Origin of the sequence: Oscillibacter sp. (assembly GCF_031978065.1) — a bacterium.
In the GTDB taxonomy this organism is placed as follows: Bacteria; Bacillota; Clostridia; order Oscillospirales; family Oscillospiraceae; genus Oscillibacter.
In genome coordinates, this window is record NZ_DALZCH010000101.1 from 1 (window position 1) to 11,701 (window position 11,701).

Consider the following 11,701-nt stretch of genomic DNA (forward strand, 5'->3'; position numbering starts at 1 on the left):
GGATGGACTATCTGGACGAGTTCGTCACCGCCTCCTTCTATGCGGGAATTGCTTTTTTGAAGGCGGGCTGCGGCCCGGTCCACGGCATGAGCTTCCCTCTGGGCGGGACGTATCACGTACCCCATGGGGAGAGCAACTATATGCTTTTCGGCGCGATTTTGAAGTATTATGACGAGAAAAATCCCGACGGCGAGATTCTGAAATTCAAGAAGCTGGTGGCGCGGATTCTGGGCTGCGCAGACAAGGCTGCGATTTCCACCCTGAACGCGCTGCTCCAGCGCATTTTGCCTCTGCGCCCTCTGCGGGAGACGGGCTTTACGGAGCAGGATATCGTGGAATTCCCCAAGTCTGTGGAGATCAACCAGCAGCGCTTGATGAACAACGCTTATTATTCCTTCGAGCGGGCGGATATGGAGCGCATTTACCAGGAGTGCTATTGAGCGGAAGCGAGGAGAGAGTATTATGAAAAAGCTGGTTTTGACGGACGTTCGGAAAATTGAGATTGTGGAGTGCCCTGTTCCCGAGCCGGGCCCCGGACAAGCCGTGGTACGCATCCGCTACGCGGGCATCTGCGGGTCTGATCTCCATGTGTTCGACGGGCTGAACGCCAACGCTAAAATGCCGCTGGTTATGGGCCACGAGGCCTGCGGCGAGCTCTATTCCATTAACGATGAGCGCGCCGATATCAAGGTCGGAGACAAGGTTTGTGCCCATACCATCAAGCCATGCAATAGCTGCGAGCCCTGCGCCGTGGGCCGGGAAAACCTTTGCAGACAGGTCAAAATCATGGGTACGAACTTTGACGGCGTATTCACCCAGTACATGCTGGTGGACGCCAACCGCCTGATTAAATTCTCCGATGACGTGGATATGAGGCTGGCCGCGCTGGTGGAGCCTCTGACTGTAGGGGTGCACGATGTGCGGCGGTCCGGCCTGCGGGCGGGCGATGATGTGTTCATTGCCGGCGCAGGTCCTATCGGTCTGATCATCGGCATGATGTGCAGGCTGTCCGGCGCGGCGCATGTGGTAATGGGGGAGATGAATCCTGTCCGCATCCAGATGGCGCAGAGTTTGGGTTTCACAGTGGCGAACACCACTAACCCCGCGGCATTTAAGGCCGTGTGCGACGAGGCCACAGACGGCGAGGGCTTTGACAAGTCCTTTGAGATCACCTCTGTTCAGCCCGGGTTCGACATGTGCTTGGCCGCACTGAAAAAGAGCGGCGTGATGATTCAGGTGGGTATGCCACCTAAGGGCACCGTCATGGGCGTGGATATCGACAAGATTATTTACAGCGAGTGCGAGCTGCGGGGCGTGCGCCACCATACAATGTCGAGCATGCAGGCGGCTGCCAAAATCATCAACTCCGGACGTATGAACGACCAGCTTGAAAAGCTGATTTCCGCCGTATACCCCATGGATCGGTATGAGGAGGCTTTGGAAAAGGCCCGCACGGACAAAACCATGCTGCGCGTGCTGATGGACTTTTTCTGATGGGCTGAGGAATGAGGCTGGAGGGCGGACCGCCATTTGCGGGCCTTTTCGGGACACGGGAGACCGGATCCTGAACTTTATAAAGCGGAGAGTCAGCAATGGGATTTGCTGACTCTCTGCTTTTTTGGCACAGGACGCTTGTCTGCGGCGCCCCGCTTTTATGCTTTTGGAATAAAATGGGCTCCGCCACGGTTAGAATACTGTAATCGTCGCCCCGGAGAGATTGCACGCTCGACATACCCGCGTCCGACGCGCGGCCTTTTCTTTCTGAACGGACCCCGCTCCGCCTCTTTTTCCGCCGCCGTTTTGGCGGCTCCGTGCGCCTCGCGGGAAAAAAGAGGAAAAGTACGGATTTCATATTGAAAAAATGCGCGCCTTGTCGTACAATTGTAAAATGTGAAATTCAAGCGGCCTGTGGGCCGGGAGGGACAGGCGAGGACATGAAAAGGGGCGCGTTGTATGTGGCGGCATGTTATGCCGCTTGGGGAATTTTGCCCCTTTTTTGGAAAACACTGGGAACGGTGGACTCCGTATATGTGCTGTCGGCCCGGATTTTCTGGTCCATGGCCATGATGCTGCTTTTGCTGACGGTCCGGCGGGAGTGGGGCTGCGTCCGCGAGGTGCTCGGCAGGCGGAGCGAGACGCTGCGTCTTGCCGGAGCCGGAGCGCTGATTACGGTGAACTGGGGCCTTTATATCTGGGCGGTCAACAACGCCCACATTCTGGACGCCAGCCTTGCCTATTATATGATGCAGCCCCTGTCGGCTGTTTTGGGAACGGTGCTGTTCCGCGAGCGGCTGACGCGCTTGCAGTGGTTTGCCACGGCGTTGGCGGCGGCGGGCGTTGCGATCGCCTCGTTCCGCTTTGGTGTGTTTCCTTGGGTGGCGGTGGTGATCGGCGGGAGCTTCGCGCTGTACAGCGCGGTGAAAAAGACGGTGAAGACGGACGCCAATGCGGCCCTCTTTATTGAAACCGCCGCCATGACGCCACTGGCTCTTCTCTGGATTGCGGTGGCGGACGCCCGGGGCGCCGGGGCCATGGGGGTGCTCCACGGGGCGCAGTGGCTGTTGCTGCCTCTTGCCGGAGTGGTGACCACGATTCCGCTGATGCTGTTTGCCATCGGCATCCGAACCACGTCCTTGTCCCTGTCCGGCGTACTGATGTATATCAATCCCACGCTGCAGCTTTTGCTGGGCGTGCTGGCGTTTCACGAGGAATTTACTTTGACCCACGGGATTTTGTTCGGCTTCGTTTGGACAAGCCTTGCAATTTTCTTGATTTCCGACCATTTGAAACGGAAAAAAACGATGAAGGAGAGCGAACCATGCGAGTAATCACCGGCTCCGCACGGGGCAGACGGCTGAAAGAACTGGAGGGCATGGATACCCGCCCCACAACCGACCGGGTGAAGGAGGGCCTGTTCAGCGCCCTGCAATTTGAAATTGAGGGGCGCAGGGTTCTGGATCTGTTTGCCGGAACCGGCCAGCTTGGCATCGAAGCGCTGAGCCGCGGCGCGGCAAGCTGCGTCTTTGCGGATCGGCGGGCCGACGCGGTGAAGCTGATCCGGGAAAATCTGAAGGTCACAGACCTGACCGACCGGGCCAGAGTGGTGACGGGGGACTCTTTGGAGATTTTGTCGTCTCTGAAGGAAAAGTTCGATTTGATTCTTCTGGACCCTCCTTATGAGGCGGAGCTGCTGGAGGAGGCACTGGAGCGCATTGTCAGGTTTGACATTTTGACGCCCCATGGTATAATTGCGGCGGAGGCTCCTGCTGAAAAAATTCTGCCGGAGCCGGCGGCCCCCTATCGGATGGGCCGCACTTACCGCTACGGAAGAATTGCCGTGACGCTTTTCCGCAGAGCGGGAGAGAGCGAGGAATCGGCCACATGAGAACAGCGATTTGCTCCGGCAGCTTCGACCCCATCACTCTGGGGCATTTGGATATTATCAGAAGGACGGCGGCCTGCTTTGACACGGTTTGGGTCTGCGTCAGTCCCAACGCGGCAAAGAAAAACCAGATGTTCTCTCCAGAGCAAAAGCTGCGGCTTGTGGAGGCGTCGATTGCGGAATATCCCAACGTGCATGCGGAGCTGTGGTCCGGCCTTCTGGCGGATTATGCAGTCCGCCACGACGCGGACATCATCGTTAGAGGTGTGCGCAACGGCACGGACTGGGACATGGAACGAGAGCTTGCCCGCATCAACGAGCATCTTCGTCCGGGGCTGGAGACGCTGCTTTTGCCCGCTGCGGCAAAATATGAACATTTCAGCTCGTCCATGGCCCGGGAGATGATCCGCTATGGACAGCCTCTGGAGGAGTATCTTCCTCCTGCGGCGGCCGAGCTGGTGCGGAAGATGAGAGAAGAGACGAACGAAGAGGGAGCGTGAAGCCGATGGCCAACAATACAAATGATGTGAGCCGCCTGATCGATATGCTCTACGAGCAGGTCGAAGACGCGAAATCCCCGGCGCTGAAGCCCAATATGAGCATGGTGGACCGGGATGAGCTGTTGGATTTGCTGGACGAGCTGCGCGCCCAGCTTCCCATCGAAATCAAGCGGGCACAGGAGCTGCTGGCCGCCCGGGACAAATTCGTGGAGGATGCGAAACGGGACGTGGAGCGCATGATGCGTCAGGCGGAGCTGGAGGTCAAGGCCAAAGTGTCCGACAGCGAGGTTCTCACCGCCGCCCGCCAGAAGGCACAGACCATCGTCAGCAACGCCGAAGAGCGGTCCAAGCGCCTTTATCAGGTGGCCAACGAATATGCCGAGGACGCGCTGGCCCGTACGGAAGAGGCCATCTCCATGGCGCTGGACGAAGTGAAGCAGTCCCGCATACGCTTCCGCAGCGTCTCTGCCAACAAGATGCAGGAGCAGCGCCGCCGCTTGGACAATCCCGACGAGGGGAAGGACGGCGATCCCCAGCAAGAGGAACCCTGAAAATTTGTGAGAAATCACAATAAGGATCCATGGAATTTTACACCAATTCCCGTATCTGGTGTGTGAGTCTTTAAAAAAAGTTCCCCAACACAACATGTTGTGTTGGGGAACTTTTCTGCTTTATGTCAACAAATGCAACTCTTTGGAACATCTGTTTCAAAATACAGAAATTTCGACAAAAGTTGGCAAAAGAACCAAATTTCATCCACGCAGAGATTCCAAAAAACCTCTTGCAATTCCGTGGAAGTTTGATTATACTCAGAGATGCAAGTGGGGATAAGTGGTGATAATAGGTGACCAGTGGTGAATAGTTCACCTGAATCCCACAAAATGAAGGGGAGGGACCGCGCCGATGACGGGAACCAATCAGCACACAATCGACGCCAAGGGCCGTCTGGCCATCCCTGCCAAGCTGCGGGAGGAGCTGGGAGACGTGTTTTACGTCACCATCGGCCCCGATCCCTGCCTGACCATTTATTCCGACGAGAGCTGGGCACGGCTGACCGAGAAGTTCGAGGCTCTGCCCTATTCCAAGGCCCGCGCCCTGCGCCCGCTGTTTTCCAACGCCGTCCGCTGCGAGCCGGACGGGCAGGGCCGCATCCTGATCCCGCAAAAGCTGCGGGAATACGCCCGCCTAAAGAAAGACGTGTCTGTCATCGGCGTAAGCTCCCGTGCGGAGATTTGGGACAGCGCCACATGGCAGGAGCTGGAGAAGCAGGAGCTGGAAAGCGGCAACATGCTCTCCGCCATGGAAGAGTTGGATTTCTGATATGGAGTATTTGCATAAGCCCGTGCTACTGAACGAGAGCATTGAGGCATTGAACATCCGTCCCGACGGAATCTACGTGGACGGGACCCTAGGCCGCGCCGGGCACTCAAAAGAGATTGCCCAAAGGCTGACAACCGGGCGGCTGATCTGCATTGACCGGGACGGGGCCGCCATTGACGCCGCGAAGGAGCGGCTGGCCCCTTGGCTGGACCGGGTGACGCTGGTCCGGGGCAATTTTTCCGAGCTTGCGGAGATCCTGAGAGACTGCGGCGTTTCCGCCGCGGACGGATTGCTGTTTGATCTGGGCGTGTCGTCTCCCCAATTGGACGATGCGGCCCGTGGGTTTTCTTACATGCACGATGCGCCGCTGGACATGCGGATGGACGTCTCCGCCCATCTCACCGCCCGCCGGGTGGTGCACGAGTGGAGCGAAGCCGAGCTGCGGCGCACTCTTTATGACTATGGCGAGGAGCGGTACGCGCCCGCCATCGCTCGGGCCATTGTCCGCGCAAGAGAGGACAGGCCCGTTGAGACAACGCTTGAGCTGGTGGAGTTGATTAGGTCCGCCATGCCGTCCAAGGCCCTTAGGGAAAAGCAGCACCCCGCCAAGCGGAGCTTTCAAGCCGTCCGCATCGCCGTCAACGGCGAGTTGGATGCGCTTGAGCCCATGGCTGAGGCCGCCGCGGAGGCCCTTGCCCCCGGGGGAAGGGTGGCGGTAATTACGTTTCATTCTCTGGAAGACCGTATTATCAAGCGGGCCCTGCTGGCGCAGGCCCGGGGCTGCATTTGCCCGCCGGAGTTTCCGGTGTGCGTTTGCGGCAATAAGCCGAAGCTGAAGATTCTGACCCGCAAGCCCATTGTCCCGAGCGAGGAGGAGCTGGCGGAAAACCCCCGCGCCCGCAGCGCAAAGCTCCGTGTGGCGGAGAAATGCGGGCCGTGACGGCGCGGAATGCGAAAGGAGCGGACGGTATGAGGCCCAGATTTGAGGAGATTTATACCCAGGGAACTCTGACTCAAACGGAGATTTGGGTGGACCATGAGACGGGTGTACATTATTTGTTCCACCGCAACGGCAGCGCGGCGGGCTTAACGCCGCTGCTGGACCGGGACGGGAGCCCGGTGGTTGCGGAAAAGGAAGATTAAAGGGATGTGATTCCCTTAAAAACGCGCAAGGCGCGAGGTGTGTGAAGTACAAAGGATAGGAGGAATGGGCATGGCGGCTGCGGCAGCGCGGGATTTGCGCTATCCCCGGCGAGGGGCGACAAACGGCAATTTGGCGTATGATCTGGACTTTGAGCTGCGGGAGCGCCAGTTGTCCCATGCGGGGGAATTGCCTCGGCGGCGAGAGGCGTCCGCGCCTGTCCCGCAGGTACGTACCGCCACTTCGGTGCAGGTCCGGGAACGACAGCACATTTCCTTTCTGGCGGTGCTGAGCTTTGGCGTCGTGGCGGCGCTGGCGGTGCTGACGCTGCTGTGCTACGTGCAGCTTACAAGCCTGTCCAGCGATGTGGTGGCTTTGAACAAGGAGCTGTCCCAGCTTCAGACCGAAAAGGTGATTCTCACCGCGCAATACGCCCAGATGTTCGATTTGGGCACGGTGAAAAAGGCGGCGGAGTCCGCCGGTATGGCCAAGCCCGGAAGCGGGCAGACCTATTATCTAGACCTGAGCGGCGGAGACAGCGCCGTGGTTTACAAGGAAAAAGAGGCGGGACTGCTGGAGCGGCTTGTGACCTCGCTAAACCACGGCGTTTACGCGGTGGTGGAATATTTCGACTAAGACGCAATACAGTGAACAGGGGGAGTAAGAAGGAGGAGCGCTCTTTCTTACTCCCTGAACCTTACCGGGACGCGAAAAGCGTCGAGCATCGTTTTCAGGATGGAGGATATCAATGACAAAGCCAGGCAAACGTAGAAAAAGCGACGCCGCCCGCTGGGCCAACCAGACTGTCCGCAATCGGACGGTACTGATGATGAGCCTTCTGGGCGTTGCGGTGTTTGTGGCGCTGCTGTTCAAGCTGTACAGTCTGCAAATCGTGCGGCATGAGGAGTTGCAGGAAAGGGCCGTGGCCCAGCAGACCCGCAGCGCAGTGGTCACCGCCTCCCGCGGCGCGATTTACGACAAAAACGGGGAAATTATGGCGGTTTCGGCCTCGGCGGAGACGGTGTGCATTTCTCCCCGGGATATTGAAAACAGCAAGGACACGCAGGACCGGGAGTTTGTGGCCCGGGGGCTTTCCCGCATTCTGGAACTTGATGAAGCCGCGGTTCTCGACAAAATGGCGGATACGAACTCGCAGTATATTGAGCTGAAGAAAAAGGTGGAGCAGAAAACTGCTGATGAGGTGCGCCGCTTTATCAATGGAGAGATCGATGATCAGGGAAATGCGCTGACAAAGCTGGATGAGGATGGGAAGACTGTCCTTATCAGCGACCCCTCCAAGCGCCCCGTCCGGCTTCAGGGCATTTTTCTCAACGCCGACTCCAAGCGCTACTACCCCTATGGAACGCTGGCCTCGCAGGTCATCGGATTTGTCGGCAGTGAGAACACGGGGCTATACGGACTGGAGGCCAAGTACGAGGATGTGCTGGAGGGAACCTCCGGCCTGACCGTCACCGCCAAGACCAACACCGGCGAGGATATGCTGTATCAATACGAGCAGTATTACGACGCGAAAAACGGAGACAGCCTGATGCTGACGCTGGACGTAAGTGTCCAGTCGGTTCTTGAAAAGGGAATTGAGTCCATGGTGGATAAGTTCGGGGCGAAAAACGGCGGTACCGGCATTGTCCTGAACGTGAAAACCGGCGGGATTCTCGCTATGGCGTCCTATCCCACCTTTGATTTAAACGATCCCTTCACCATTTACGATAAAAAGCTGAAAGCGCAGACCGAGGAGGAACTGGTAAAAGCGCTGGCTGGGCTTACGGAGGGGAGCGAAGAATACACCGCCGCCCGTAGTCAGGTAAACCGCGCGGCGCTGGGCGAGCAATGGCGCAACCGCTGTATCAGCGACACCTACGAGCCCGGCTCCACCTTCAAGCCAGTCACGCTGGCCACGGCGCTGGAGGAAGGGCTGGTAAACCTGAATTCCACTTTCAACTGCACCGGCTCCATCCGGGTGCCCGGCTGGAACAAGCCCATCTACTGTTCCAACCACAGGGGCCACGGTTTGCAGGATCTGATGAAGGCCACCGGAAACTCCTGCAACCCCGCTTTTATCACAATGGGTCTGAAAATCGGAACGGAGAAATACTATCAATATCTGAAGTCCTTCGGCCTGATGGAGAAAACCGGTATTGACGAAATCAGCGAAACCACCGGCCTGTTTGCCAGCGAAAAGGACTTTGGAACCAACGTGGTGTCTCTGGCCTCCTATTCCTTCGGCCAGACCTTCACGGTCACGCCGCTTCAGGTCATCCGCGCTCAGGCCGCCACCATCAACGGCGGGTATTTGCGCACGCCGTATCTGGTGGAGCAGGTGGTGGACGATCAGGGAAACGTTAAGTATCAGCACGACTCCACCCCCGTGCGTCAGGTCGTCAGCAAGGAAACGTCCGACACCGTGCGCAAGTGCCTTGAATACGTGGTGGCCTCCGGCACCGGTAAAAACGGGCAGGTGGTGGGCTACCGCGTCGGCGGAAAAACCGGCACCGCCGATAAGACCGGCAATCCCAACAAGGAGGTCGTCGTGTCCTTTATGTGCTTCGCCCCGGCGGACGATCCGGAGGTCATTATGCTCATCACCATGGATACTCCCAGCCGAAACACCGGAGTATACGTCTCCGGCGGCAACATGGTGGCGCCCACCGCAAGCTCCGTCATGGGTGAAATTCTGCCCTACGTGGGCGTGGAGCCGGACTATACCGCCGAGCAGATGGTGGGCGCGGACATCACCGTGCCCAACGTGGTGGGCCAGACGGCGGAGGCTGCGAAGGAGCGGATTACAAATCTTGGGTTTACTTGCCGCACCGTGGGCGAGGGAGCAACCGTTACCGACCAGACACCCTTGGGCGGTTCCATCATCCCCGGCAGCGCGTCGGTGATTCTGTATCTGGGCGAAGAAAAGCCCGATACGCCCAGCACAGTTCCCAAGGTGGTGGGCATGACCGCTGCGCAGGCAAACGCGGCGCTTACCAACGCGGGGCTAATTATGCGGGTGTCGGGAGCCACCTCCGCCAGCAGCGGAAATGTGTTTGCCCTGAACCAGTCTGTGTCGCCGGGGGCGGAAGTTCCGGCGGGAACGGTGGTCACCGTGCAGCTTGGCGCGCAGGGTAGTACGGCGGACTGACAGCTTTTGCATGGTTTTGAGCACCTTCTCCCGTATACTTTGCAAATCGCGCCGGATATACTGTGAATGGTATATTTGCAACCATTTCACACTGTAAAGGGGCGTCTTCAGATATGAAATTAAAGGATTTGCTTGTCGGCGCGGATTTGCTGGAGTTTCACGCGGACGAAAACATGGAGATCTCCGGAGTCAGCTATGACTCCCGGAAGACGAAGGCAGGGGACCTGTTCGTGGCCATCAGCGGCTATGCCATGGACGGCCACGCCTATATCGGCAAGGCACAGGCGGCTGGCGCAGTGTGTGCCATATGTGAAAAAGAGCCGGAGGAAAAAATATCTTACGTGCTGGTAAAGGAGTCCCGGCGGGCGCTGGCGATTCTGGGGGCCAACTGGTTTGGTCACCCGGCAGAGCAAATGGTGATGACCGCGGTTACCGGTACCAATGGAAAAACCACCACCACCTATCTTCTCAAAGCCATTCTGGAGCAGGAGGCGGGCGCGAAGGTGGGTCTGATCGGAACCAACCAGAACATGATCGGCGGGGAGAGCCTCCCCACGGAGCGGACCACGCCGGAGAGCTTTGAACTTCACAAGCTGTTCCGCCAGATGCTTGACGCGGGCTGCACCCATGTGGTGATGGAAACGTCGTCCCACGCGCTGTATGAGGGCCGGGTGCACGGAATCCGGTACGACGTGGGCGTGTTTACCAATCTGACGCAGGACCATCTGGATTTCCACGGGACCATGGAGGACTACTGCGACGCGAAGGCCATCCTGTTCCAAAACTGCGGCGTGGGCATTTACAATGCCGACGATCCGTGGTCCGGGCGGCTGCTGCAAGGGGCCACGTGCGAAAAATATGCCTATGCGGTGGAGGCTGAGGCTGACCTGCGGGCCGAGGAAATTGAGCTGGGAGCGGACCATGTGGCCTTCACCGCCGTGACGAAAAACGGGCGAGTAAAAATTTGGGTTGGCATTCCCGGCGAATTTATGGTATATAATACGCTGGATGTATTAGCGGCGGCGCTGAAGCTGGGTATCCCCCTTGAAAAGAGCGCCGAGGCCCTGCGCCGGGTCCCTCATGTGAAGGGCCGGGTGGAGGTGGTCCCCACACCGGGGCGGGACTATACGATTCTGATTGACTACGCACACAGCCCTGACGGACTAAAAAACGTGCTGTCTGCCGTGAAGGGCTTTGCCAAAGGGCGCACCGTGGCCGTATTCGGCTGCGGCGGGGACCGGGATCGGACGAAGCGGCCCCAAATGGGAAAAATTGCTGCGGAAATCGCGGACTATGTAATTGTGACCTCTGACAATCCCCGCACGGAGAAACCCGCCGCCATCATCGACGAGATTCTCGCCGGGCTGGAGGGAACGCCGACGACCTATGCCGTGGTGGAGGACCGGGTGGAGGCCATCCGCTTTGCCATGGACTATGCCAAAACGGATGATGTAATCGTTCTGTGCGGCAAGGGACACGAGACGTATCAGGAAGTGAACCACGAAAAGCGCCACATGGACGAACGGGAGATTGTGGCGGAGCATCTGGGAAGGGCGCGCTAAAGCGGCGCGCGTTTTTTACGGAGACTGCATGAGGGAAGGGCCCGGCCCCGCCGGGTAAGGGGAAGGCACATGGATATTGCAAATTTGGTGGCGGCGCCGGTGAGCTTTTTTCTGACGCTTGTCATTGGAAAATTTCTGATTCCGGAGCTGCGGAAGCTGAAGGCCGGACAGGAGATTCGGGAGGACGGCCCCAAATGGCACGCGGGAAAGGCCGGAACGCCTACCATGGGCGGCATCATGTTCATCATCGGCACGGGCGTGACGGTGGTGGCCTTGGGCTGGCGGCAGATGCTGGAGGGCGAATTCGTCCATCTGTATGTGTACCTGTTTGCGCTGGTGTTTGGACTGATCGGCTTTGTGGATGATTACCGCAAGGTGCGCCAGCACCAGAACGAGGGGCTTACCGCCCGGCAGAAATTTATTTTGCAGTTGGCGGCGGCGGTGGTGTTTTTAAGCATCATGCGCTATGAGGGCCTTTTAAGCAACCGCCTTTATATTCCCTTTGCAGACGTGACGCTGGAACTGAACTGGGTGATGTATCTGGCTTTTGCGGCCTTCGTCATCGTGGGCTGCGGCAACGCCGTGAACCTGACCGACGGAATTGGCGGGCTGGCCACCGGCGTTACCTTTGTGGTGATGATGTTTTTT

The 11,701-nt window shown here is 58.3% G+C and carries 12 protein-coding genes and 1 pseudogene; all 13 read left to right on the top strand.

The window, feature by feature from the left end; translation table 11 throughout:
- Positions 1-440 (top strand): iron-containing alcohol dehydrogenase (locus tag RTK01_RS13185; protein ID WP_312281425.1); only part of this gene is annotated, 440 nt, incomplete at its 5' end.
- A gap of 22 nt (positions 441-462) precedes the next feature.
- Entirely contained in the window at positions 463-1,494 is a 1,032-nt protein-coding gene (locus RTK01_RS13190; protein WP_312281426.1) for an alcohol dehydrogenase catalytic domain-containing protein, read from the top strand.
- Between the two features lie 440 nt (positions 1,495-1,934).
- Positions 1,935-2,828: an EamA family transporter RarD gene (rarD, locus tag RTK01_RS13195; RefSeq protein ID WP_312281427.1), complete on the top strand. Its 894-nt coding sequence runs from the start codon at positions 1,935-1,937 to the stop codon at positions 2,826-2,828.
- Positions 2,819-3,385: a 16S rRNA (guanine(966)-N(2))-methyltransferase RsmD gene (gene rsmD, locus RTK01_RS13200; protein ID WP_312281428.1), complete on the top strand. Its 567-nt coding sequence runs from the start codon at positions 2,819-2,821 to the stop codon at positions 3,383-3,385. The genes rarD and rsmD overlap by 10 nt, the downstream gene beginning before the upstream one ends.
- Entirely contained in the window at positions 3,382-3,882 is a 501-nt protein-coding gene (gene coaD / locus RTK01_RS13205; RefSeq protein ID WP_293007432.1) for a pantetheine-phosphate adenylyltransferase, read from the top strand. Before rsmD ends, coaD begins: the two co-directional genes overlap by 4 nt.
- A gap of 5 nt (positions 3,883-3,887) precedes the next feature.
- The gene (locus RTK01_RS13210; RefSeq protein WP_293007434.1) at positions 3,888-4,433 is read left to right on the top strand and encodes a hypothetical protein; all 546 of its coding nucleotides are present in this window, start codon (positions 3,888-3,890) and stop codon (positions 4,431-4,433) included.
- A gap of 352 nt (positions 4,434-4,785) precedes the next feature.
- Entirely contained in the window at positions 4,786-5,202 is a 417-nt protein-coding gene (gene mraZ, locus RTK01_RS13215; RefSeq protein ID WP_293007436.1) for a division/cell wall cluster transcriptional repressor MraZ, read from the top strand.
- A gap of 1 nt (position 5,203) precedes the next feature.
- Positions 5,204-6,142 (top strand): 16S rRNA (cytosine(1402)-N(4))-methyltransferase RsmH, encoded by a 939-nt coding sequence (gene rsmH, locus RTK01_RS13220; protein WP_312281429.1) that lies wholly within the window; start codon positions 5,204-5,206, stop codon positions 6,140-6,142.
- Between the two features lie 29 nt (positions 6,143-6,171).
- Entirely contained in the window at positions 6,172-6,345 is a 174-nt protein-coding gene (locus RTK01_RS13225) for a DUF6440 family protein (RefSeq protein WP_312281430.1), read from the top strand.
- A gap of 70 nt (positions 6,346-6,415) precedes the next feature.
- On the top strand, positions 6,416-6,979 hold the full coding sequence (locus RTK01_RS13230) for a hypothetical protein (RefSeq protein WP_312281431.1): 564 nt from the start codon (positions 6,416-6,418) through the stop codon (positions 6,977-6,979).
- A gap of 112 nt (positions 6,980-7,091) precedes the next feature.
- Positions 7,092-9,491 (top strand): penicillin-binding transpeptidase domain-containing protein, encoded by a 2,400-nt coding sequence (locus tag RTK01_RS13235; RefSeq protein ID WP_312281432.1) that lies wholly within the window; start codon positions 7,092-7,094, stop codon positions 9,489-9,491.
- A gap of 113 nt (positions 9,492-9,604) precedes the next feature.
- Positions 9,605-11,053 (top strand): UDP-N-acetylmuramoyl-L-alanyl-D-glutamate--2,6-diaminopimelate ligase, encoded by a 1,449-nt coding sequence (locus RTK01_RS13240; RefSeq protein ID WP_312281433.1) that lies wholly within the window; start codon positions 9,605-9,607, stop codon positions 11,051-11,053.
- A 69-nt stretch (positions 11,054-11,122) separates the two neighbouring features.
- Positions 11,123-11,701, top strand: a pseudogene (locus RTK01_RS13245) (phospho-N-acetylmuramoyl-pentapeptide-transferase); the annotation flags it as partial.